We start from the raw sequence: 24,114 nt of genomic DNA on the forward strand, positions 1-24,114 counted from the left end.
TCCCGCGCCGTCGTCAGTGCCGGGGCAGAGCAGGGAACCCCGATGATCAACAGCAAGCTGCCGAATGTCGGCATCACTATTTTTACGCAGATGTCTCAGCTCGCGGCACAGACCGGAGCCATCAACCTGTCCCAGGGTTTTCCCGATTTCGACGGCCCGCAGTCGCTGCGCGATGCGGTCGGTAGGCACATCGCCAGCGGCCATAACCAGTATTCGCCCATGACCGGCCTGCCGGCCCTGCGCCAACAGATTGCGGCGAAGATCGCCCGCAGCTATGGCGTGAATGTCGATGCCGATCATGAAGTGACCGTCACCCCCGGCGCGACTCAGGCGATCTTCTGTGCGATCCAGGCGGTTATCCACAGCGGCGATGAGGTCATCGTGTTCGACCCGGCCTATGACAGCTACGAGCCGTCGGTAGAACTGGCCGGTGGGCGCTGCGTGCATGTGCAGTTGGGGCTGAAGGATTTCTCCATCGACTTCGACAAGCTCAGTGCAGCGCTGAGCCCGCGCACGCGGATGATCATCCTCAACACTCCGCATAACCCCAGCGGCGCGCTTATCAGCCGCGCAGAGCTGGACCAGTTGGCGGCGCTGATCCGTGATCGCGACATCTATGTGATCAGCGACGAAGTCTACGAACACCTGGTATACGACGGCGTTCCGCATGTGAGTGTGCTGGCCCATGAAGAGCTGTATCAGCGTGCGTTCGTGGTCAGTTCGTTCGGCAAGACCTATCACGTCACGGGTTGGAAAACCGGTTACGTCGTGGCGCCACCAGCGCTGACTGCCGAGCTGCGCAAAGTGCACCAGTACGTCAGCTTCTGTGGCGTGACGCCGCTGCAATATGCGCTGGCCGATTACATGGCCGAGCATCCGGAACACGTCGAAGAGCTGCCGGGTTTCTATCAGGCCAAGCGCGATCTGTTCTGTGATCTGCTGGCGCCGTCGCGATTCAGCTTCACCCGGGTCACCGGCACCTATTTCCAACTGGTCGATTACTCGCAGATCCGTCCCGACCTGAACGACGTCGAGATGGCGATGTGGATGACTCGCGAACATGGTGTAGCGAGTATTCCAGTGTCGGTGTTCTACCAGAGTCCACCTGAAGGCCAGCGCCTGGTGCGCCTGTGCTTCGCCAAACGCGAGGAGACGCTGCGGGAAGCGGCGGCAAAACTATGCGTGATCTGAGTGCATTACCCGATCTCAACCTGGCGCTGATCCAGACCAGCCTGGCCTGGCATGATCGTCAGGCCAATCTCGAGCATTTCGACGCGCTGCTGGAGCAGGCGCGTGGTGCGGATCTGATCATCCTGCCGGAAATGTTCACCACCGGATTCTCCATGGAGTCCGAAACCCTGGCCGAAGCCGAAAACGGCCCGACCAGCAAATGGATGAAGGCACAGGCGGCGAAGCTCAATGCGGTGATCACCGGCAGCGTGATCATCCAGGCCGCCGACGGCAGCCATCGCAATCGCCTGCTATGGGCGCGCCCCGACGGCGAAGTGTGGCATTACGACAAGCGCCATCTGTTCCGCATGGCCGGCGAGCACAATCACTACACGCCCGGCGAACGCCAGGTGCAGTTCGAACTCAAGGGCTGGCGCATCCGGCCGCTGATTTGCTATGACTTGCGTTTCCCCGTGTGGAGCCGTGATGCACAAGATACCGACCTGCTGCTGTACACCGCCAACTGGCCGGGCGCGCGGCGTCTGCACTGGAACCGTTTGCTGCCGGCGCGGGCGATTGAAAACCTGTGCTATGTGGCAGCCGTGAATCGTGTCGGCACTGACGGCAAGGGGTTTGCCTACACCGGCGACAGTCAGGTGCTGGACTTCCAGGGCGAGACCTTGCTGGCGGCGGGCGAGGCGGACGGGGTGTTCAAGGCCGTACTGGAAGCGGCACCGCTGGCGGCTTACCGCGAGCGATTCCCGGCGAATCTGGATGCGGACACGTTCGAGTTCACCTGATACCCGAATCTGATCATTCCCACATAGTGTGTGGGAATGATCAGAACAAAAAAGGCCCCGAGGCGTAAACCCCGGGGCCTTTCGCATTTGAGCGGTGAATTTACGCCGCTTTCGCTTCCGGCTGGCTCAGCGAGCGATTGAGCGCGCTGAACAGTGCCTTGAAGCTGGCGGTGGTGATGTTTTCATCGATACCCACGCCGTGCACGGCACGTTCGCCATTTACGCGCAGCTCGATGTAAGCCGCTGCCTTGGCGTTGGTGCCCGCGCCGATGGCGTGTTCGTTGTAGTCCATGATCTCCACCGGAATCGGCAGGCCGGCCACCAGTGCTTCCAGCGCACCGTTGCCCTTGCCGCGCCAGTGCAGGTTGGTTTCGCCCTGGCCCTTGCTCGCCACTTCCACTTCGACGGCGCTGTGGCCGTTCTCTTCCTGCAGGCGATGGCTGACCAGCGCATAAGGGGTGTTGGCTTGCAGGTACTCGGTGTGCAGCAGCGAGTGGATCTGCTGGGCGGTCATTTCCAGGCCCAGACGATCGGTTTCACGCTGCACGACCTGGCTGAACTCGATCTGCATGCGGCGCGGCAGGCTGATGCCGTATTCCTGCTCCAGCAGGTAGGCGATACCGCCCTTGCCCGACTGGCTGTTGACGCGGATCACCGCCTCGTAGCTGCGGCCGATGTCGGCCGGGTCGATCGGCAGGTATGGCACTTCCCACAGGGTGTCCGGTTTCTGCTGGGCGAAGCCCTTGCGGATCGCGTCCTGGTGGGAGCCGGAGAACGCGGTGTGCACCAGGTCGCCGACGTACGGGTGACGCGGGTGAACCTGAATCTGGTTGCACTCTTCGACGACTTTGCGCACGCCGTCGATATCGGAGAAGTCCAGCTGCGGGTCGAGGCCCTGGGTATACATGTTCAGTGCCACGGTGACGAGGTCGACGTTGCCGGTGCGCTCGCCGTTGCCGAACAGGCAACCTTCGACGCGGTCGGCGCCTGCCATCAGGCCCAGCTCGGTGGCGGCCACGCCAGTGCCACGGTCGTTGTGGGTGTGCAGACTGATGATCACGCTGTCACGACGGTTGATGTTGCGGTGGAACCACTCGATCTGGTCGGCGTAGACGTTCGGGGTCGCGCATTCAACGGTGGCCGGCAGGTTGAGGATGATCTTGTGCTCGGGCGTCGGGTTCCAGACCTCGATCACGGCGTCACAGACTTCCTTGGCGAACTCCAGCTCGGTGGCGCTGAAGGTTTCCGGCGAGTATTCGAAGGTCCACTCGGTGTCCGGCTGCATGGCTGCGTATTTCACGAACAGCTTGGCGGCGTTCACGGCGATGGCCTTGATCCCGTCCTTGTCCTGATTGAACACGATGCGACGGAAAGAAGGGGAGGTGGCGTTGTACAGGTGAACAATCGCCTTCTTCGCCCCGCGCAGGGATTCGAAAGTACGCTCGATCAGGTCTTCACGACCCTGGGTCAGCACCTGAATGGTGGTGTCGTCCGGGATGTGGCCGTCTTCGATCAGGGTACGCACGAAGTCGAAGTCGGTTTGCGAAGCCGCCGGGAACGACGCCTCGATTTCCTTCACGCCCACCTGCACCAGGGTTTTCCAGAAGCGCAGCTTTTTCACCGCGTCCATCGGCTCGATCAACGACTGGTTGCCGTCGCGCAGGTCGGAGCTGCACCAGATCGGCGCGGCATCGATGGTTTTCGACGGCCAGGTGCGATCCGGCAGGTTGATCACAGGAAACGCGCGGTATTTCGAAGACGGGTCTTTGAGCATGCTCATCGGGAAATTCCTTATTGTCTGGGCCGAAAAGAGGCGGCCTGCCGGTGGAACGAATGTTCGGGGAGAAGCTTGGGACGAGGCGCAGCGATTCAGCCCGGCAGTCGTGCGCTGACGAGGCACAGGCTGCGGTGCTGGCGAAGCTGAATAAGGGTGTGAGAGGTTTTCATGCCTTCAACCCTAACCGCGAGGGATGAGGATGGCAAGCAATCGAAAAAAATTGAGAGGAATACCCGGAAAGCAGTTTTTTCCGAGATTTTATTCTTGATATGGCGGCTATTGTTGGCGGAGATTGCGCGGACCATTCGTCGTGCGCAATCCCCGCAGGAGGGTGTTCAGTCTGAAATCAGGGCTGGAAAGCCCCAATGAAAATCGCCGGATCGACTCGCGCATCGTTCAGGCTGACGTTCCAGTGCATGTGCGGCCCGGTCGCCCGACCAGTGGCGCCAACCTTGCCCACCACCGCGCCGCGAGCCAGTTGCTGGCCGTTCTGCACATCAATTTTCGACATGTGGCAGAACATGCTGATGAAGCCCTGGCCGTGGTCGACGAACACGGTGTTGCCATTGAAGAAGTAATTGCCGATCAGGATCACCTTGCCCGCTGCCGGGGTCTTGATCGGCGTGCCGGCCGGCACCGCGAAGTCGAGGCCTGCGTGAGGGTTGCGCTCTTCACCGTTGAAGAAACGGCGCACGCCAAACTTGCTCGACAACGGTCCGTTGACCGGTTTGTCCAGCAGCAGGTTGCTCGGTGTATTCGGACTGAAACTGCGGTAGGCCTTGATCTGCTCGGCCAGCTCACCCTCGATGCGCTTCAGGTTCGCCGGGTTCGGATTGACCTGCTGAGTGTTCTTCAGCGTGATGTGCTGTTCCGGGTACTTCTTGTTGCCTACGGTGAAGTTCAAATTCTTGCCGCCACTGCTGATCTGCTGGGTGCCGGGCTTGACGGTCAACGGAATGCCGACAATCGCCAGCCAGTTGTTCTGTTCCTTGACCACCAGCACCGGTTTGCCCTGATACGTGGCTTTCGGCGCTTGCGCAGAGCTCCCCAGATCGACGACAGCTACGCCGCCCGGCACCGGTTTGTTCAGCAAGCGTGTGATGTAACTGTCGGCGTGGGCGTTGAAGGCCAGGCACAGCAACAGCAGCGGAGCAAGAAAACGCGGCATGGATCAGTCCAGTAAAGAAAGGGTGACGGGCGTCAGGTGATTGTCCTCGACGCGCACTTGCAGTTCGCCTTCACCCAGTCTGGCCTTGAGGCGTTGGCCAGTGTGGGTTTGCGCAGCGTTGCGAATCGCGTTGCCACGCTCGTCGAGCAGAATGCTGTAGCCGCGACCGAGGGTCGCCAGCGGGCTGACCACGTGCAGGGTCTGCATCTGGCTTTGCAGCTGAAGGCGCCGACGTTTCAGGCCTTCGTTCATGGCGCGTGGCAGGCGTTCGGCGAGGCTGTCGAGGCGCTGGCGCAGCAGGGCCAGTTGCCGTCCGGGGTGTTGCCCGGCGAGGCGGGTTTCCAGACGAATCAGGCGTTCGCGGCGGGTATTGAGCTGGCGCTCGAAGGCCCGGCGCATGCGCATGTCCAGGTCATCAAGACGCTGTGCCTGCTGGCGCAGACGTTCGCCGGGATGGCGCAAGCGGCGGGTCATGCCCTCAAGGCGCAGGCGATCGCGCATCAGGCGGTCACGCATGCGCATCACCAGTCGGCGGTGCAGGCTTTCGACCTGACGGATCAGGTGGCTGGAATCCGGGGCAAGCAGTTCAGCAGCGGCGGACGGCGTCGGTGCGCGAACGTCCGCCACGAAGTCGCTGATCGACACGTCGGTTTCATGGCCGACTGCGCTGACAATCGGCGTGACGCAGGCATCCACCGCCCGGGCCACAGCCTCTTCGTTGAAGCACCAGAGATCTTCCAGCGAGCCGCCGCCGCGCGCCAGTATCAGCGCGTCGAAGCCACGGGCATCCGCCAGTTTGAGGGCGCGGACGATCTGCGCGGTGGCTTCGCGACCTTGAACGGCGGTGGGGATCAGCGTCAGCTTGACCTGTGGCGCACGGCGGCGGAACACGCTGATGATGTCGCGGATCACCGCACCAGTCGGCGAACTGATGATGCCGATGTGTTGCGGATGGGTCGGCAGCGGTACTTTGCGCTCGGCACTGAACAAACCTTCGGCACTGAGCTTTTCCTTCAAGGCATCGAAGGCCAGACGCAGCGCACCGTCACCGGCAGGCTCCACGGTGTCGAGGATCAACTGATAGTCGCCACGCCCTTCGAACAGCGAGACCTTGCCGCGCACCTTGACCGCCAGGCCATCCTTCAGCGCCTGGCGCACCCGCGCAGCATTCTGGCGGAACAACGCACAACGCACCTGCGCGCCGCTGTCCTTGAGGGTGAAATACACGTGGCCGGACGCCGGGCGGGCGAGGTTGGAGATTTCGCCTTCGACCCAGATGTTGCTGAACACGTCTTCGAGCAACACCCGCGCGCGGCCGTTGAGCTGGCTGACGGTCAGGACTTCGCGGTCAAGGCCGAGTCTTGCAAAGGGATCTTTAATCATGGGGCGCAGTTTAAAGGCATTCGCCGGTGAATGTCTGGAGGAAGTGTTGCACCAGAGGTGTGGGATTTTGCCGAGAGGCGAGGGCGACGGTGCTCTGGCAATCGCCGGTCAGCGGCAGAAATCTCACACCGGCGGGCGCGATGTCCTGCATTGATTCCGGTAGCAGGGCGATGCCGAATCCGGCCTGGATCAATTGCAGTTGTGTGGTCTTGCGCGACATCACCCGCGCAGCCTGAGGGAAAAAGCCGTGACGCATGCACAGGTCGGCGCACAAATAGCTCAGCCCGCCGCGCTGCGGATGCGGGATGGAGATGAACGCTTCATCCTTCAATTGCGCCAGATCGACTGCCTCTGTCAAAGCCAGTCGATGATCCGCCGGCACGGCAAGCAGCAAGCGCTCGCTGTAGAGCGGCACAACCTGAACACCTTCGCGCTGACGCAGCACCGGCAGACGCAGCAAGCCGATGTCGAGCCGACCCTCTGCCAGTTCTTCGAGCTGTGCTTCCGAGGAGAGCGTGCCGATGTCCAGTGAAACCCCGGGTTGCTGCTCCAGGTAAGTACTCATGTCGCGCAATAATCGGCCACTGATCGGCACGGTGCTGGAGTGACACAGGCGCAAGGTGCCGCGCCGGCCGTGGCCAATTTCCGTGGCCAGGGTGCTGGCCTTGTTCAATTCATTGAGCAGGTTTCTCGCCCGGGGCAGGAATGCTTCGCCAGCGGCGGTAAGCCGGGGCTGGCGTGCCGTGCGTTCGAACAGCGGTGTTTGCAGGCGGGTTTCCATGTCCTTGATCTGCCGGCTCAGCGCCGATTGGGCGATGAACAGACGCTCGGCGGCGGCGCTGAAGCTGCCACACTCGGAAATTTCCACGAAGTAGCGCAATTGACGGGTTGAAAGCACGAGACATGCCTTTTCGAGATGGCTTGGCGGTTTCGATGATATTAGTCGCAACCCTCGGCGCTGGCTAAAGTCATCGCAGGCTTATTAAAGGAAGCGAGCGGATGAGTGTGGCGGGGTTGTTGAGCGAATGGTCGTGGGGCTTCGGGGGTTGGGCAGCCCTCGGAGTGGGGGTCGCGCTGGCTTACATTGTGTTCGGCATTGCCGGTTTTGGCACGGCGCTGGTGGCGGGGCCGATTCTGATCCTGTTCATGCCGCTGTCGAAAATCGTGCCGTTGCTGGTGTTGCTGGATTTCGTCGCGGCGTTCGGCAATCTGCTGCCGTCGCGGCGAGATGTGGCGAAGCCGGAGTTGCTGCGGCTGCTGCCGTGCATGGCGGTCGGGTGCACGCTGGGGGTGATTTTTCTGCTCAACCTCAAGTCCGATCTGCTGTTGTTGCTGATGGGACTGTTTATCAGCGCCTATGCGGTTTACAGCTTGTGGATCAAGGCCCGGCCGGCGCAGTTGTCCGCGATGTGGGCGTTGCCGATGGGCACCGTGGGCGGACTGTTCGGGGCGTTGTTCGGCAGTGGCGGCTTTCTTTATGCAATCTACCTCAACAGCCGGCTGCCCAAGGACGCGGCGCGGGCCACGCAAAGTGCGCTGATCAGTTGCAGCACGGTGGTGCGTTTGAGTCTGTTCGCCATCGCCGGGGTGTATGCCGAGCTACCCTTGTTGATGCTGGCGCTGTGTCTGTTGCCGGCCATGGCGCTGGGCTTGTGGATTGGACGGCGGCTGACGATGCGTTTGTCCCGCGAGGCCTTTGTGCGGCTGGTGACCTGGCTGGTGCTGGCGAGCGGGTTGGCGCTGATCGGACGCTATTTAAGCACTTGACCGGATTGTCTCAGGGATTAAGCTGCCGGCCGCGTTCGTCGCAGAACATCCTTTGACGCAGCAGGCTTGCACCATGAACTCCCAAAGCATCATCGTCCCGAAAATCTCCAACCTGCCGGTGCACGAGCCCCGGGCCCGGGCGATCCTGCGCTGGCTGGTGCGCAAAAACATCGTCAAGGAAGAGTTGAGTACCTGCGGGCGTACCGGTAACCGAATGGCCTACGCCATCGCCGATGGCGCCCGCGCGGTGGTGCTGCACCCCGAGGCGCTGCCGTTCGGTGAGCCGATCAATGGCCTTGAGGTCATTACCAAGCGCTGCATCTACACCCCGGCCAAGGGTTTTCTCGAAGAGGCCGGTTGCGCCGAGTGCCGCCAGGAAATCGGCGAAGCGCTATTCGAAAGTCTGGAAGACTGGATGCCGGGCCGTACCGACAACTTCACCTGCCCCGAGTGCGGGCATGAAGACGACATCAACGGTTTTCTGTATTTGCAGGAATGCGGGTTTTCCAACCTCGGCTTCATCTTCAATAACTGGCTGGAGGCGGGGTTCAAGCAGAGTTTCATCGACGAATTCGCCGACTGGCTGGATCAACCGGTGAGCTGGGTCAAGGTCGAGTTGTAGGGGCCGCTTTTTCCGTACATCAGCAACATTGATATAAGACAAGTTTTACATTGAACCCGAAGGGGTGTCTGACTATAATGGCGCGCTTCCATTTTCCCGCTCGGGAGCCCCCGCGATGCTGCGTATCAGCCAAGAAGCTCTGACCTTCGACGACATTCTTTTAGTGCCTGGTTATTCCGAGGTGCTTCCTAACGAAGTCAGTCTCAAGACCCGCCTCACCCGTGGCATCGAACTGAATATTCCTCTGGTTTCTGCCGCCATGGACACCGTTACTGAAGCCCGTCTGGCAATCGCCATGGCTCAGGAAGGTGGCATCGGCATTATCCACAAGAACATGACCATCGAGCAGCAAGCTGCTGAAGTCCGCAAGGTCAAGAAGTTCGAAGCCGGTGTGGTCAAGGACCCAATCACCATCGAGGCTGACGCCACGGTACGTGATCTGTTTGAACTGACCCGCATGCACAACATTTCCGGCGTTCCGGTCCTGCACGATGGCGACCTGGTCGGCATCGTCACTTCCCGTGACGTACGCTTCGAATCCCGTCTGGAAGCCACCGTTCGTGAAGTGATGACGCCCAAAGAGCGTCTGGTCACTGTTCGCGAAGGCGCCGACAAGAACGAAGTCCGCGAGCTGCTGCACAAGCACCGCCTGGAAAAAGTCCTGATCGTCGATGACAAGTTTGCCCTCAAAGGCATGATGACCGTCAAAGACATCGAAAAAGCCAAGGCTTACCCGCTGGCCAGCAAGGACGACCAAGGTCGTCTGCGTGTCGGCGCTGCAGTCGGTACCGGTAAAGACACCGGTGACCGTGTTGCCGCGCTGGTCAATGCCGGTGTGGACGTCGTGGTGGTCGACACCGCTCACGGTCACTCCAAAGGCGTGATCGACCGCGTTCGCTGGGTCAAAGAGAACTTCCCTGAAGTGCAGGTGATCGGCGGCAACATCGCCACCGGCGCAGCCGCCAAGGCCCTGGCCGAAGCCGGCGCCGACGCCGTCAAGGTCGGTATCGGCCCTGGCTCGATCTGCACCACCCGTATCGTCGCCGGTGTCGGCGTTCCGCAAATCAGTGCCATCGCCAACGTCGCCGCTGCCCTCGAAGGCACTGGCGTTCCGTTGATCGCCGACGGCGGCATCCGTTTCTCCGGTGACCTGTCCAAGGCCATCGTGGCCGGTGCTTCCTGCGTGATGATGGGCTCGATGTTCGCCGGTACCGAAGAGGCGCCGGGCGAAATCGAACTGTTCCAGGGCCGTTCCTACAAGGCTTATCGCGGCATGGGTTCGCTGGGCGCCATGTCCCAGGCTCAAGGTTCCTCCGACCGTTACTTCCAGGATTCCTCGGCAGGTGCCGAGAAGCTCGTTCCGGAAGGCATCGAAGGTCGTGTTCCTTACAAGGGCACCCTGAGCGCGATCATTCACCAGTTGATGGGCGGTCTGCGTTCCTCGATGGGTTACACCGGCAGCGCCAACATCGAAGAGATGCGCACCAAGCCTGAGTTCGTGCGGATCACCGGTGCCGGCATGGCCGAATCCCACGTCCACGACGTGCAGATCACCAAGGAAGCGCCAAACTACCGCGTAGGTTGAGGCTTCAAGCAAAACGTCAAATGACCGGGGCTGTTTTATTCAGCCCCGAGTCGTTTCTGAATCAAGACTGTTTCTGAATTACTTAGACGAGACTGAATCATGGCCCTCGACATTCACGCTCACCGCATCCTGATCCTCGACTTCGGTTCGCAATACACCCAACTGATTGCCCGCCGCGTGCGCGAGATCGGTGTGTACTGCGAACTGCACCCGTTCGACATGGACGAAGATGCGATCCGCGAATTCGCTCCAAAAGGCGTGATCCTCGCCGGCGGTCCCGAGTCCGTACACGAAGCCAACAGCCCGCGTTGCCCGCAAGCGGTGTTCGACCTGGGCGTACCGGTTTTCGGTATCTGCTACGGCATGCAGACCATGGCCGAGCAACTGGGCGGCAAGGTGGAAGGTTCCGAGCTGCGTGAGTTCGGTTATGCCCGTGTTGACGTGGTCGGCAAGAGCCGTCTGCTCGACGGCATCGAAGACCACATCGACGCCGACGGCCTGTTCGGCCTCGACGTGTGGATGAGCCACGGTGACAAGGTCACCAAAATGCCAAGCGATTTCCACATCCTGGCCAGCACCCCGAGCTGCCCGATTGCCGGCATGTTCAACGACGAGCGCGCTTACTACGGCGTGCAGTTCCACCCGGAAGTGACCCATACCAAACAGGGCGGTCGCATCCTGTCGCGTTTCGTTCTCGACATCTGCGGCTGTGAAGCCCTGTGGACTCCGTCGAAGATTGCCGAAGACGCCATCGCCAACATCCGCGCACAGGTCGGTACCGACAACGTGCTGCTGGGTCTGTCCGGCGGTGTGGACTCCTCGGTGGTTGCGGCACTGCTGCACAAGGCCATCGGCGATCAACTGACTTGCGTATTCGTCGACAACGGTCTGTTGCGTCTGCACGAAGGCGAGCAGGTTATGGCCATGTTCGCCGAGAACATGGGCGTCAAGGTTATCCGCGCCAACGCTGAAGACCAGTTCCTGAACAACCTGGCCGGCGAAGCCGATCCAGAGAAGAAGCGCAAGATCATCGGTCGCACCTTCATTGACGTGTTCGATGCCGAATCCTGCAAGCTGGACAACATCAAGTACCTCGCTCAGGGCACCATCTACCCGGACGTGATCGAGTCGGCTGGCGCGAAAAGCGGAAAGGCTCACGTGATCAAGTCGCACCACAACGTGGGCGGCCTGCCGGAAGAAATGAACCTGAAACTGGTCGAACCACTGCGCGAACTGTTCAAGGACGAAGTTCGTCGTCTGGGTCTGGAACTGGGCCTGCCGTACGACATGGTCTACCGCCACCCGTTCCCGGGCCCGGGCCTGGGCGTGCGGATCCTCGGTGAAGTGAAGAAGGAATACGCCGACCTGCTGCGTCGCGCCGACCACATCTTCATCGAAGAACTGCGCAAGGCCGACTGGTATCACAAGGTCAGCCAGGCATTCGTAGTGTTCCAGCCAGTGAAATCGGTTGGCGTGGTCGGCGATGGCCGCCGTTACGCCTGGGTCGTGGCCCTGCGTGCCGTGGAAACCATCGACTTCATGACCGCACGTTGGGCACACCTGCCTTACGAACTGCTGGAAACCGTTTCCGGCCGCATCATCAATGAAATCGAAGGCATCTCCCGCGTCACCTACGACGTGTCGAGCAAGCCGCCGGCGACCATTGAGTGGGAGTGATCCCGCGCACGCCATGACGGCGTGAGTGCAGGCAATCCGAAGCCGCGTGAACAGTGTTCACGCGGCTTTTTTGTTGTCGCTTACAAAGGGCCGGACCATCCGGCCAGTGTCATGCCTCGGTCGTCCAGGGCCTTGAACAAGGCTTCGACGCTGTCAAAGCGTTTCTCATGGACGGTGGGCCAGCCGGGCCGCTCGATGAAGCAGCGTCCTGATTCGAAGCGGATCGACGTACGTGCTATCAGGTTGTCGCGGCCGCGGTGAATCAGCAGGGTTGCGCCGGGTTCATTCTTCAAGGTGTACATTCCCGGACGACTCAGCAACTGTTCGATTTCCAGTTTGGTCTTGGCTTTCCACGGTGTCTGCACTTGCAGGCGCATATCACCTTTGACTTGACCGATAGTCTTGCCCCTCTCGTCCAGGAAGGTCTTGCCGGGATCCGGTTCGAACCCGCGAGACTCGCCATAACCGACATCTTCGATGCGCAGGCCGATGGCATTTTCCAGCTCACTGACACCGGCGACGCCTTCGAAGGTGTTCGAATGGGAATTGCCCATGAGCGCTACCCATTTGTGTGGCCCATGTGCAGCCTGATCGGCCCCGATGATCGTGTGGGCGTAGAAATTCATCATTTTCTGCCGGGTTGTCGGTTCAAGGCCGCTCATCCCCTCCAGTCGGTAACTGGCCATGCAATCGATGGCCTGAATACGCACGCCATGGCGGTTGGCTTCCTTTACCAAATTGAGGAACGTGTAGCGCCGCAGCGGATCGGTCATGTGTCCACGGTCGAGAGTGTTCAGGTACAACTCGAGGTCCCGTGGCATGACCGAGGTCCTGGCAAAATTGTCCAGTGCTGCCTGATGGAAGTCTGTAAGTAGATGTTCCATGTACAGGGTCTTCACGCCTTTGCGGGCGAGTACCGACATTTGCTCCATGAGCCATTGTTTGCTGCCCGTATCGGCATGGCTTTCACCGATGACCAGTCCATTGAACTCCTCCAGAGACCGGTCAATGAACGATTCGGCGGTCGCTCCGGGATCGATGGGCGCAAGCGTCGGGCGTGGGCCGATGTAGAGTCTGGCGTAGTAATGCGTGGCAGCTTCACGCAGTTGCTTGCGCAAGGACCTGAAAGTGTCGAGAGGCGAGTGGCCATCAAGGCTTGCGAATGCATCGCCCAGGGTTCGTTCGTTACCGCTTCTGGCGGCGGTATTTAAACGACTGCGCAGCGGTTTGGGAATTTCATAAGGCGAATCGATTGACGGTGTGTCAGGTAGCAGGACTTCAGAAAGCGGCGTCGAGCCTGTAGCGGTCACGGGCAACGGTAATTTTCCGGGTGTTGCCGATGGATCGATGCGCACGCGCCTTTGCGTCAGGCCCTCGTCCTCCAGCGCTTGTGTCAATTCATGAACACTGTCGAAGTGGCGCCCACTGACCGAGCTCCATCGTGGGCGAACAATGGAAAATCCTGCGGCGTCCCGCACGATGGGGGTACTCACCAGCGTACCGTCACCACTGCGGTGGAAAAGTGTGGAAGGTTCCTGAAGCATGAACATGCCTCTTCCCGGCAACGCGTCTTCGATCGTTCGGGCTGTGACAACCGGTGGTGGCGCGCTCAATTGCAGACGTAAATCGCTTTTGAGCACATCGATGGGGTTGCCCAGCAGATCTTTTATCTTTTTGCCCGGGTCAGGCGACAGGCCGCCGACCTTGCCCACCGTCACTTCTTCTATGCGCAAAGAGGCGCCACCCTGCAGTTCGCCCAGGCCCACGACTTTGTCGAAGGTGCTGGCACGTCCTTCGTCCACCAGTGCTACCCAGCGATGGTCCCCCCTTGCTGCCTGATCGGTCCGGATCGCGGTGTCGGAAAAATAGTTCATCATTTTCCGGCTGCTGGTTTCTGACGTTTGCTCCATGTGGGGGAAACGGCGACTGGCCATGCAGTCTATGGCCTGGACCCGGATATGGTTTTTCTGTGCGCTTTTCACCAGCTCCGTGTACGAGTGAGGACCGGCAGGGTCGGTACCGAACCGGGTATCGAGGGCCTTGAGATAATCTTCCAGCTCGTGCGGCAACTGGCCTGTCTTGTGGAAAAGCTCGAGATCCGCCTGGTGAAAGTCGGTCAGAAGATGATCCAGATACAGGGTTCTGACCTTCTGTTTGTTCAGCACCTTGAAATTGTCGATCAGTACGCCACGCGCGCCCGTGGCGGCTGTTTCCTGACCGATCACCAACCCGGAGATTTCCTTGAACAGGCGCTTGCTCATGTCAGCGAACGAAGTCGCGGGTTTGAAGGCGGGTAACGTCGGGCGCGCAGGCGTAGCCGGGACACTGAAGAAATCGATGGCATCGTCGTACAGGCTGCGGCGCAGCGTCTTGAAGTCCTGATAGAGACTGTCGCTGGCATGCAGGCTGTCCAGCGGGAAATCGTCCACGCGGGTCTGCGCCACTGAACGCAGCGTGTCTCTGAAGGATTCAGGAATGTCATACGGCATCAGTTGCTTGCCCACTCTGGGCAGCGGATCGGCGGTGTGCCACCAAGGCCAGTCGCCAAATATCTTCATCCCACCCTTGAGGCCTGGACGTGCAGCAGGTTCCCATTTCAGCGCTTCATTCAGACGAACCGGCACATTGCGGTAAAACGAATACGGATTGGCCGGGTCGATGATGACCCAGCCACCCAGTTGCCCTACATGACGAACCTGATAAAACCCCTGACCGGTAGAGCGGCGCATGTAGATGTAGTGTTTGCCCGACGTGGTTTGAATGATCTGTTCAAATTTCGGGCCGTCAGTTTCGATGCGGGTCCTTTCGTCGATCTCGGTCTTGAACGATTCGAGAAAGTCCTCGGGTGCTTCAGGCAATACCTGTTTCGGTGCGACCTCCACCAGAGAGGGTAGCGGTGTTCGAGCCTGGGCCGCTGCCTCCAGTTTTTCTTCCGGGGTAATGGACAGTTCGGATATCGCTGATTCCTCTGTCTGAGCGAGGAATGTCTCGGACTCGGCAATTTCGGGCAACTTGCTGCCGCCCTTGATGAACATGGCATTGAACAGCGTGTCGATGGCTGTGAAAACCGCCCCTGTCACGCCAGACTTGCGCGCCTGCGGCGTCTTGCCGTTGACTGCCTGATCGATCTGCAACCCGACGTTGGCGATGCCCGCACCGACCACGGCCAGCGCTACCGGCCAGCCAACGGCCGCCATCGGCCCGAATACGCGGTTGAAGGCGTTGAGGTAACCGATCCACAGCTTTTTGCGCAGATCACCATTGGAATGCAGCATGAATTCCGCATCGCTGATCATGCGGGCGTGGGTGGCGGTCGCCAGAAAACTGAAGATATCGCCACTGAGAGCAGCACCGGTGTGAGCCACCAGCGTGTGATCGTCGCTGTCCCAGGTGCTGACGAGCAGATCCAGCACATGGTTCAACCCGACGTTCTCGATATGCGGTGCGCGCCACAGCTCCGAGATGCCTCCCGCCAGCGGCCCGAAAGCCCAGAGCCATCGCCGCTTCGCGACCGCACGCCAGGACGTATCCTCCATGATGTCGTGATCGGCAATCTGAAAATGTGCCATGAAGCGTTTTCGGTCGGAGGGCTTTCTGATCTGCGACAGCACCCACCAGTGCAGCTCACGAGCGTTTTGCAAGGCATGTACACCCCAGATCTCCCCCGGTACGTAGAGGATGACACCGCCCTTGCCATCAGTGATGCACAGAATGTCGGTCGCGACGAAACCACCGATTTTCAGCAAACTGACGTGCAATCCATCGGCTGGCGGCGTTTCGTCTTCAAGCATTTTGCGTGTCACGGGCCAACCGACATTTCCGGCGATGGCTTTGACGGCCATGCGGAAGTTGTCGTCCGACAGCCGACCGCCTTCTCGGTCTTCCATGGCCTTGGCCAGAAAGGTGCACTTGGCCAGGGTTCTGAAGGTCTTGCCATGCTTGGTCCAGAACGAATCGACCTTTTTCCGGTAGCGGTCGGCGAAGTTGATCTTCCAGAACTTTTTGAGGACGTCACTGCTATGCAGCTTCACTTCGTTGGTTTCGTTATAGGTGCCGGCGTCCGGGCCGGCGGTATAGAAACCTGCGTCGGAATCAAGCAGGTCGGCGTTGTCCTGGTCGTGAACGCTGAAGCGCTGGATCACCAGTTGCGGCAGGGTCATCGATTCGCGTGGCGTTTCAAACAGGTGTTCCCAGCCGGTGAAGGTTCGCGGGCTGCTTTGGGCTGCGTGGAACCGATGCCAGTAAACCTGTTCGGGTTCCAGGTGAGCGAGGTCATGGCTGGCGAGGATCTCTCTGGCAATCGAGCAGGCCATTTCATACATGTCGGGGCAGGCCTCGACCAGGGCGGGAACCAGTGCCTTGAGGGCGTTTCTGTCGGCGCTGTTGGGCAGTGCCATGTCGCGTGTCGTGTCCACAATCTTTCCTTGAGCGTGGTGGATAAAAAACGACCGCGATGATTTCAGGAGACGCAGGACACGTCTGTCAGACGCAGCGCTGCTGGCCTGTCGTCTGAAGTTAAAAAATGCATCGGAAACAGGCTTCACGCTTGTAGTCTGCGGCCATCCGCCGCGCTGCCCTTACTGTTTCGCAACCGCAGGTGTATCGTATTCGCCTTTTGCGGGCGCCCTGGCCTGCGGCTGATACGTGAGGTAGTTGTGTCCATGTCCTTTACCCGTCGACAAATTCTCGGTGGCCTGGCCGGTCTTGCAGTGGTTGGCGCTGGAGCCGGTGGTGTGACGCGGTACTGGCTGGGCAAGGTGGCCGATGCCAACGCCGGGCATGACTACGAGCTGATCGCAGCACCGCTGGACGTCGAGCTGGTGCCGGGGCACAAGACCGAGGCCTGGGCGTTCGGCCCGTCGGCACCGGGTACCGAATTGCGCGTGCGTCAGGGCGAGTGGCTGCGGGTGCGCTTCATCAACCATCTGCCGGTGGCCACCACCATTCACTGGCACGGCATTCGCCTGCCGCTGGAGATGGACGGCGTGCCGTACGTTTCGCAATTGCCGGTGTTGCCGGGGGAATACTTCGATTACAAATTCCGTGTGCCGGATGCCGGTAGCTACTGGTATCACCCGCACGTCAGCAGCAGCGAAGAACTCGGTCGCGGGCTGGTCGGGCCGTTGATCGTGGAGGAGCGCGAACCGACCGGGTTCAAATACGAAAAGACCCTGAGCCTGAAGAACTGGCACATCGACGACGAGGGCAACTTCGTCGAGTTCAGCATCCCGCGCGAAGCGGCCCGTGGCGGTACGGCGGGGCGGCTGTCGACCATCAACGGCGTGCCTTCACCGATCATCGAGCTGCCAGCCGGACAGATAACCCGGGTGCGCCTGCTCAACCTCGACAACACCCTGACCTATCGCATCAATATTCCCGGCGTCGAAGCGCAGATCTATGCCCTGGACGGCAACCCGGTCGAGCCGCGCCCGTTGGGCAAGGAATACTGGCTCGGCCCGGGCATGCGCATCTGCCTGGCGATCAAGGCGCCGCCGGCCGGTGAGGAACTGTCGCTGCGCAACGGCCCGGTTCGCCTGGGCACCCTGCGTTCGGTGGCCAACAACGATGCGCCGACCGTCTGGCCGAAAGCACTGCCTGCCAACCCCGTCGCCGAACCGGATCTGGCCAATGCCGAGAAACTCAACTTCAATTTCGAATGGGTCGGTTCGGTGTCGGTGAACGTCGACAACGGCAAGCCGCCGAGTCTGTGGCAGATCAACGGCAAGGCCTGGGACATCACCGACAAGACCTGCGCCGATCGGCCGATCGCCAGCCTGAAACTGGGCCAGAGTTATATTTTCGAACTGAAGAACATGACCCAGTATCAGCACCCGATCCACCTGCACGGCATGAGCTTCAAGGTGATTGCGTCGAATCGGCACAAGATCGTGCCGTACTTCACCGACACTTATCTGCTGGGCAAGAACGAACGCGCGCAAGTGGCGCTGGTGGCGGATAACCCGGGGGTGTGGATGTTCCACTGCCACGTGATCGATCACATGGAAACCGGCCTGATGGCCGCCATCGAGGTGAAGTGATGCGTCAGATTCGCCCCGCCGCGATCATCGACCGCAGCCGTGACCGCGACTTCATGCGCGAAGCCCTGATATTGGCGGCCCAAGGCGCGGCCCTCGGCGAAGTGCCGGTGGGCGCGGTGCTGGTGCAGGACGGCGAGATCATTGGCCGTGGATTCAACTGCCCGATCAGTACCAGCGACCCCAGCGCACATGCAGAAATGGTCGCGATCCGCGCCGCCGCGCAAGCAGTGGACAACTATCGTCTGCCGGGCAGCACGCTGTACGTGACGCTGGAGCCGTGCAGCATGTGCGCCGGGCTGATCGTGCATTCGCGGGTTGCTCGCGTGGTGTACGGCGCACTGGAGCCCAAGGCCGGGATTGTGCAGAGTCAGGGGCAGTTCTTCACCCAGGGCTTTCTCAACCATCGAGTGCTGTATGAAGGTGGGGTGCTGTCGGAGGAGTGCGGGGCAGTGTTGACCGAGTTCTTCCGGGCACGGCGCGCAAAACCGGCAGAATGAAAAAACCTGTGGGAGCGAGCTTGCGCGCTCCCACAGGTTTTTTGTGTTCGGAAGATTTACTTCTTCGCGACAATCACCGCCCGCATCGGCGCTGGCAGCCCTTCGATCGTCTTGCTGTGATCTTGCGGATCGAGGAAGTCACTCAGCGACTGATACTTCATCCACTCGGTTCCGCGCTGTTCATCGACCGTTGTCATGCTGACATCCACGCAACGAATGTCGGTGAACCCCGCACGCCGCAGCCACAACTCCAGCGCCGGCACCGACGGCAAAAACCATACGTTACGCATCTGTGCATAACGGTCTTCCGGCACCAGCACCTGATGCTTGTCACCTTCGACCACCAGCGTCTCCAGTACCAGCTCGCCACCCTTCACCAGGCAATCCTTGAGCGCCAGCAAATGCTCGATCGGGGAGCGACGGTGATAGAACACACCCATCGAGAACACGGTATCGAAGCCTTCCAGATTCGGCGGCAGGTCTTCGAACGGGAACGGCAGGTGCCAGGCATTCGGCTCTGACAGATAACGCTGCACCGCCTGGAACTGGCAGAAAAACAGCCAGTTCGGATCGACGCCGATCACGCTGTCGGCGCCGGCACCGAGCATGCGCCACATGTAGTAGCCGTTACCGCACCCGACATCGAGGATGCGTTTGCCCTTCAGATCCAGGTGCGGAGAAACCCGCGACCACTTCCAGTCCGAGCGCCACTCGGTGTCGACGTGCACGCCGAACAGGTCGAACGGCCCCTTGCGCCAAGGCGATAAACCCATCAGCGCGGTGCGCATCTGTACGCGGGTTTCGGCGTCGCAATCGGTGTCGAGTTTCAGGCCGTCGAGCAGGTCGACTTCGGTCGGCTGGATCTTCGGCAAGGCGTCCAGCGCACTTTGCCAGCGCTCCAGATCGCCGTGGCCTTTCTCCATTTTCTTGTCGAGTTGCGCTTGCAGGGTGTTGGCCCATTCGGCCAGCGGCGTGCCGGCCAGACGGCGGGCGAGGGGGGACAGATCAATCATGGCAAGGCAATCAACGAGGCAAAGTTAAGACACTGGAACCACGGCACGACTTTCGAGAACCCGGCGGTCAGCAGGCGCTCGCGGTGTTCTTCGAGGCTGTCGGGCTTCATGACGTTTTCGATGGCACTGCGCTTCTGGGCGATTTCCAGTTCGCTGTAGCCGTTGGCGCGTTTGAACGCGACGTGCAGATCGGTCAGCAGCGCGTGTTCTTCGGCATCGCTGAAGCGCAACTTCTCCGACAGAATCAGCGCGCCACCCGGCAGCAACGATTGGCGAATGCGCGACAGCAACGCCGTGCGCTGATCCGGGGCAATGAATTGCAGAGTGAAGTTCAGCGCCACCACCGAGGCCGGTTTGAAAACGAGGGCGAGGATGTCGCCTTCGATCACTTCGACCGGCAGCAACTCCTGGAACATCGAGTCTTGACCGTTGAGGTACTCGCGGCAGCGCTCGACCATCGCGGCCGAGTTATCCACCGCGATCACCCGGCAACCGTCGGTGCGCACATGACGGCGCAGGGCCTGAGTCACGGCACCCAGCGAGGCGCCGAGATCGTAGAGCACGCTGTTCGGCTGCGCGAACTGCGCCGCGAGCACGCCGAGGTTCTCGACGATGGTCGGATAACCCGGCACCGAACGCTTGATCATGTCCGGGAACACCCGCACCACGTCTTCGTTGAAGGCGAAGTCAGGCACCTGGGCCATCGGCTGGGCGAAAATGCGATCGGGTTCTTTGCTCACGGCGGTTCCGGCGGTGTCGATGAAAAGGCCGGCATTTTAGCCAAACTGGCGCGCAGATGCGCGGGTTGTCTGATAAACCGCTTTGCAGCCAGTGATCGTTCCCACGCAGACAGTTCGACGCCTTGACGCGGGAACGATCAAAGATCTTTTAAAGGTCGGGACGTTTGGTTTGGGAAAATGCCGAGGCGGCAATGCCCCACTGCCCCAGCCAGTAACTGAGGATGATGACGTACGGCGCAGCGTGGAACGGTGCGACAAAACGATCGATGCCGATCACGCTGTCGGAGAACACGAACGCCACCGCGCCGCCGGCCGCGAGCAACGCCGAACGTTGCGGTACGCCGCTGCCGAGTCGGGCGAGAGCGCGCCAGAGCATGGCGCTGATGGCGGTGCCGTAGACGATCACCGGCACGGTCAACGGTCCGAGTCCGCTGCTGATCAATATGCCCAACAGCACGGCGCCAACGCCAAGGGCAAGCACCAGCGGTAACAGAGCCAGACGCCGGCAATCGCTGAGGTAAGCCTTGAGATACGCCAGATGCGCGACCAGAAACGCACCCAGGCCAAACACGAACAAATCTCCCGGCCATGCCAGCAGCACATCGCCGAGCAACGAGAAAATCAGACCGAGGCTGATCCAGCGGCGATAGTCGCTCGGCGGCGCATCGTGCAGCCAGCCCAGCAACGCCAGCACCGGCAACGGTTTGACCAGCAGGCAAAGCAGCGCCGCATGGGTGCTGACGCCATAGAGAAAGGTCGCTGCGCCCATCAGCGCGAGGATCAGCCAGCCCACGATCAGTTCACCGAGATCGCGCAGTCAAAGGTTTCCACCGGCTCGACTTCAGGCTCCCAGGGTTGTTGCGAGGTCAGGCGCAGGCGCCCGGTGCCGGTGGCAAAGGCCTGGAAGCGCCAGGTGGAGAAACCGCCCGCGCCGACCATGCCGGAATCTTTCGGGCTGCTGTAGACCTCGGGGCTGAGGGCGCGCAATACGCCGCCGGCAGAATCCTGGATGGCCCAGCGGTAGCCGGTGGTGGGGTTGCTCGGGAGCATGACGATCAGGTTTTGCCCGTTGGTCAGCCGCACCGGGCATTCGCTCTGTTTTTCCACGGTCACGTTGGTTTTCGGTTGCGTGGCGCAGGCGGCCAGCAGGGCGAGGGACAGGGGGACAAACAGGCGAAGGGGGGACATGGATTCAGTGGCTCCGGTGTTGGCGACGAACGGCGAGCATAACTGAAGATAAGACAAAGTGTGACCGCGCCAGGCTTGGCGTGATCGTTCCCACGTCGAGGCGTCGAACCGTCCGCGTGGGAATGCCGCCCGGGACGCTCTGCGTCCCTTCGCAAGCGTGACGCGGAGCATCACAGGATGCATTCCCACGCGGAGCGTGGGAACGATCATCAGGGGAGGGTTAGAAAAGCACCTTCGCCACATCCGAAAACTTCTTGGCGAAATGCACCGTAATGCCTTCCTTCAGGTAATCCGGCAGTTCCTCAAAGTTGCCCCGATTCGGCTCCGGCAAAATCAACTCGAAAATCTTCTGCCGCCGCGCCGCAATCACCTTCTCGCGCACCCCGCCAATCGGCAGTACATGCCCGGTCAGCGTCAGTTCACCGGTCATCGCCACGCCTTTTTTCGGCGGCTGATTGCGGGCGAGCGAGAGCAGGGCGCTGGCCATGGTCACGCCGGCGCTCGGGCCGTCTTTCGGTGTCGCACCTTCCGGCACATGCAGGTGGACGAAAGCTTCGTCGAAGAATTTCGGGTCACCACCAAAGGATTTGAGGTGCGAACTGACGTAGCTGTAGGCGATCTCCGCCGACTCCTTCATCACATCGCCCAGTTGCCCGGTGAGCTTGAAGCCACGATTCAGGGTATGAATCCGCGTGGCCTCGATCGGCAAGGTCGCGCCGCCCATGCTGGTCCACGCCAGGCCAGTGATCACGCCGGTGCCGGACAGCACCTGCTCGTTGCGGAACACCGGATGGCCGAGGGACGCTTCGAGGTCTTTCGGCCCTAGCTTGATCACCGCTTTCGGGTCGTCGATCAGCTTCATCACCGCTTTGCGCACCAGTTTGCCCATCTGTTTTTCCAGCTGGCGCACGCCGGCTTCACGGGCGTAGCCGTCGATCAGGGCTTTGAGGGCGCTGTCGCTGATGCTCAGGCTGCCCTTGGACACGCCGGCCTTTTCCAGCAGTTTCGGCCACAGGTGACGCTTGGCGATGGCGACTTTTTCTTCGGTGATGTAGCCCGACAGGCGAATCACTTCCATCCGGTCCAGCAATGGGCCGGGGATCGAATCCAGGGTGTTGGCGGTGCAGACGAACAGGACTTTCGACAGGTCCATTCGCAGGTCCAGATAGTGGTCGAGGAATTCGACGTTCTGTTCCGGGTCGAGGGTTTCGAGCAGCGCCGAGGCCGGGTCGCCCTGGTAGCTCTGGCCCATCTTGTCGATCTCGTCGAGCATGATCACCGGGTTCATCACTTCGACGTCTTTCAACGCCTGCACGAGTTTGCCCGGTTGCGCACCGATGTAGGTGCGGCGGTGGCCCTTGATTTCGGCTTCGTCGCGCATGCCACCGAGGCTGAAGCGGTAGAACGGCCGGCCGAGGGATTCGGCGATGGATTTGCCGACGCTGGTTTTACCCACGCCCGGCGGGCCGACCAGCAGTACGATGGAACCGCTGATTTCGCCTTTGTAGGCACCGACCGCGAGGAACTCCAGGATCCGGTCCTTGATGTCATCGAGGCCAGCGTGGTGTTTGTCGAGCACCTTGCGCGCGTGCTTGAGGTCGAGCTTGTCCTCGCCATACACGCCCCACGGCACTGAGGTCGCCCAGTCGAGGTAGTTGCGGGTGACGGCGTACTCCGGCGATCCGGTCTCGAGGATCGACAGCTTGTTCATCTCTTCTTCGAGGCGCTTCTGCACCTGCGTCGGCAGGACCTTGCCTTCCAGACGCTGCTCGAACTGTTCGAGGTCGGCGCTGCGGTCGTCCTTGGTCAGGCCCAGCTCCTGCTGGATGACCTTGAGCTGCTCCTTGAGGAAGAACTCGCGCTGATGCTCGCCGATCTTGCGGTTCACTTCGGCGGAGATCTCTTTTTGCAGGCGCGCGACTTCGACTTCCTTGCGCAGCATCGGCAGGACTTTTTCCATGCGCTTGAGCATCGGCACGCAGTCGAGCACTTCCTGCAGCTCGGGGCCGGTGGCGGAGGTCAGGGCGGCGGCGAAGTCGGTCAGCGGCGACGGATCGTTGGGGCTGAAGCGGTTGAGGTAGTTCTTCAGCTCTTCGCTGTACAGCGGGTTGAGCGGCAGCAGTTCCTTGATCGCGTTGATCAGCGCCATGCCGTAGGCCTTGACCTCGTCGGTCGGCTCGGTGGGCTGGTGCGGGTATTCGACTTCAACCAGATACGGTGGGCGGTGGTGTTTGAGCCAGGTCTTGATGCGCACGCGGCTCAGGCCTTGGGCGACGAATTGCAGTTTGCCGTTTTCGCGGCTGGCGTGGTGCACCTTGACCAGGGTGCCGTATTGCGGCAATGCCTTGGTGTCGAAGTGGCGCGGGTCTTCCTGGGGCGTGTCCATGAAGAACAGGGCCAGGGAGTGGTGCTCGGATTTGCTGACCAGTTCGAGGGTTTCGGCCCAGGGTTCTTCGTTGACGATGACCGGCAGCACTTGGGCCGGGAAGAACGGGCGGTTGTGGATCGGGATGATGTAGACCTTGTCCGGCAGGTTCTGGCCGGGCAGGGCGAGGCCTTTGCCGGGGACGTGGTGTTCGATGTGTTCGGCGTCGGCTTCGGTGATGTCGTCGGGGTTCTCGGGGAATTCTTGCTGGTCGCTCATGGGGCACCTGCGCAATTGGGTATGGGTGTTAGATGGGGCGGGGGG

18 protein-coding genes are annotated in these 24,114 nt (G+C 60.8%); 8 read left to right on the forward strand and 10 right to left on the reverse strand.

All coding sequences use genetic code 11. From position 1 onward, the window contains the following. The first annotated feature begins 42 nt into the window (after positions 1 to 42). Both CAF87_RS28710 and CAF87_RS28715 read left to right on the forward strand, forming a co-directional pair. Positions 43 to 1,191: a pyridoxal phosphate-dependent aminotransferase gene (locus CAF87_RS28710; RefSeq protein WP_085734104.1), complete on the forward strand. Its 1,149-nt coding sequence runs from the start codon at positions 43 to 45 to the stop codon at positions 1,189 to 1,191. Continuing rightward, complete coding sequence (locus CAF87_RS28715; RefSeq protein WP_085734105.1) at positions 1,179 to 1,970, forward strand: amidohydrolase; 792 nt, start codon at positions 1,179 to 1,181, stop codon at positions 1,968 to 1,970. The genes CAF87_RS28710 and CAF87_RS28715 overlap by 13 nt, the downstream gene beginning before the upstream one ends. A gap of 100 nt (positions 1,971 to 2,070) precedes the next feature. Here the strand turns inward: CAF87_RS28715 and leuA are convergent, their stop codons facing one another. The 4 genes from leuA to CAF87_RS28745 all read right to left on the reverse strand — a co-directional run bounded on the left by leuA (position 2,071) and on the right by CAF87_RS28745 (position 7,196). Next, positions 2,071 to 3,750 (reverse strand): 2-isopropylmalate synthase, encoded by a 1,680-nt coding sequence (gene leuA, locus CAF87_RS28720; protein WP_085709408.1) that lies wholly within the window; start codon positions 3,748 to 3,750, stop codon positions 2,071 to 2,073. A 343-nt stretch (positions 3,751 to 4,093) separates the two neighbouring features. Beyond that, on the reverse strand, positions 4,094 to 4,915 hold the full coding sequence (locus CAF87_RS28735; protein WP_085734107.1) for a peptidoglycan DD-metalloendopeptidase family protein: 822 nt from the start codon (positions 4,913 to 4,915) through the stop codon (positions 4,094 to 4,096). A 3-nt stretch (positions 4,916 to 4,918) separates the two neighbouring features. After that, entirely contained in the window at positions 4,919 to 6,298 is a 1,380-nt protein-coding gene (xseA, locus tag CAF87_RS28740) for an exodeoxyribonuclease VII large subunit (RefSeq protein ID WP_085734108.1), read from the reverse strand. 10 nt (positions 6,299 to 6,308) lie between these two features. Further along, the gene (locus CAF87_RS28745; RefSeq protein WP_085734109.1) at positions 6,309 to 7,196 is read right to left on the reverse strand and encodes a LysR family transcriptional regulator; all 888 of its coding nucleotides are present in this window, start codon (positions 7,194 to 7,196) and stop codon (positions 6,309 to 6,311) included. A 101-nt stretch (positions 7,197 to 7,297) separates the two neighbouring features. On the opposite strand from CAF87_RS28745, the gene CAF87_RS28750 reads away from it, so the two are divergent. The 4 genes from CAF87_RS28750 (at position 7,298) to guaA (ending at position 11,949) form a co-directional block, all read left to right on the forward strand. Next, positions 7,298 to 8,065 carry a sulfite exporter TauE/SafE family protein gene (locus CAF87_RS28750; protein WP_085734110.1) on the forward strand — a complete coding sequence of 256 codons (768 nt, stop codon included), beginning with the start codon at positions 7,298 to 7,300 and terminating at the stop codon, positions 8,063 to 8,065. Positions 8,066 to 8,138: 73 nt separating this feature from the next. Then, a complete protein-coding gene (locus CAF87_RS28755; RefSeq protein ID WP_011335799.1) occupies positions 8,139 to 8,687 on the forward strand; it encodes a hypothetical protein in 549 nt (182 codons plus the stop codon). Positions 8,688 to 8,802: 115 nt separating this feature from the next. Beyond that, positions 8,803 to 10,272: an IMP dehydrogenase gene (guaB, locus tag CAF87_RS28760; RefSeq protein ID WP_085734111.1), complete on the forward strand. Its 1,470-nt coding sequence runs from the start codon at positions 8,803 to 8,805 to the stop codon at positions 10,270 to 10,272. Positions 10,273 to 10,371: 99 nt separating this feature from the next. Further along, complete coding sequence (guaA, locus tag CAF87_RS28765) at positions 10,372 to 11,949, forward strand: glutamine-hydrolyzing GMP synthase (RefSeq protein WP_011335797.1); 1,578 nt, start codon at positions 10,372 to 10,374, stop codon at positions 11,947 to 11,949. An 80-nt stretch (positions 11,950 to 12,029) separates the two neighbouring features. On the opposite strand, the gene CAF87_RS28770 is transcribed toward guaA, so the two are convergent. Beyond that, the gene (locus CAF87_RS28770; protein ID WP_139831762.1) at positions 12,030 to 16,364 is read right to left on the reverse strand and encodes a membrane-targeted effector domain-containing toxin; all 4,335 of its coding nucleotides are present in this window, start codon (positions 16,362 to 16,364) and stop codon (positions 12,030 to 12,032) included. A 246-nt stretch (positions 16,365 to 16,610) separates the two neighbouring features. On the opposite strand from CAF87_RS28770, the gene CAF87_RS28775 reads away from it, so the two are divergent. Together CAF87_RS28775 and tadA are read left to right on the forward strand one after the other, a co-directional pair. Further along, positions 16,611 to 17,987: a multicopper oxidase family protein gene (locus CAF87_RS28775; protein WP_085734113.1), complete on the forward strand. Its 1,377-nt coding sequence runs from the start codon at positions 16,611 to 16,613 to the stop codon at positions 17,985 to 17,987. Next, positions 17,987 to 18,484 carry a tRNA adenosine(34) deaminase TadA gene (gene tadA / locus CAF87_RS28780; RefSeq protein WP_085734114.1) on the forward strand — a complete coding sequence of 166 codons (498 nt, stop codon included), beginning with the start codon at positions 17,987 to 17,989 and terminating at the stop codon, positions 18,482 to 18,484. The genes CAF87_RS28775 and tadA overlap by 1 nt, the downstream gene beginning before the upstream one ends. Before the next feature lie 56 nt (positions 18,485 to 18,540). Here the strand turns inward: tadA and cmoB are convergent, their stop codons facing one another. The 5 genes from cmoB to lon form a co-directional block, all read right to left on the reverse strand. Further along, positions 18,541 to 19,497: a tRNA 5-methoxyuridine(34)/uridine 5-oxyacetic acid(34) synthase CmoB gene (cmoB, locus tag CAF87_RS28785; RefSeq protein WP_085734115.1), complete on the reverse strand. Its 957-nt coding sequence runs from the start codon at positions 19,495 to 19,497 to the stop codon at positions 18,541 to 18,543. Then, complete coding sequence (cmoA, locus tag CAF87_RS28790) at positions 19,494 to 20,201, reverse strand: carboxy-S-adenosyl-L-methionine synthase CmoA (RefSeq protein WP_305881741.1); 708 nt, start codon at positions 20,199 to 20,201, stop codon at positions 19,494 to 19,496. Before cmoA ends, cmoB begins: the two co-directional genes overlap by 4 nt. A gap of 184 nt (positions 20,202 to 20,385) precedes the next feature. Next, a complete protein-coding gene (locus CAF87_RS28795; protein WP_170929649.1) occupies positions 20,386 to 21,030 on the reverse strand; it encodes a lysoplasmalogenase in 645 nt (214 codons plus the stop codon). Between the two features lie 2 nt (positions 21,031 to 21,032). Beyond that, the gene (locus CAF87_RS28800) at positions 21,033 to 21,425 is read right to left on the reverse strand and encodes a protease inhibitor I42 family protein (RefSeq protein ID WP_085734118.1); all 393 of its coding nucleotides are present in this window, start codon (positions 21,423 to 21,425) and stop codon (positions 21,033 to 21,035) included. Between the two features lie 220 nt (positions 21,426 to 21,645). Then, positions 21,646 to 24,069 carry an endopeptidase La gene (lon, locus tag CAF87_RS28805; RefSeq protein WP_085734119.1) on the reverse strand — a complete coding sequence of 808 codons (2,424 nt, stop codon included), beginning with the start codon at positions 24,067 to 24,069 and terminating at the stop codon, positions 21,646 to 21,648. Between the last annotated feature and the right edge of the window lie 45 nt (positions 24,070 to 24,114).

The organism is Pseudomonas sp. R38(2017) (genome assembly GCF_002112395.1).
Taxonomy (GTDB): Bacteria; Pseudomonadota; Gammaproteobacteria; order Pseudomonadales; family Pseudomonadaceae; genus Aquipseudomonas.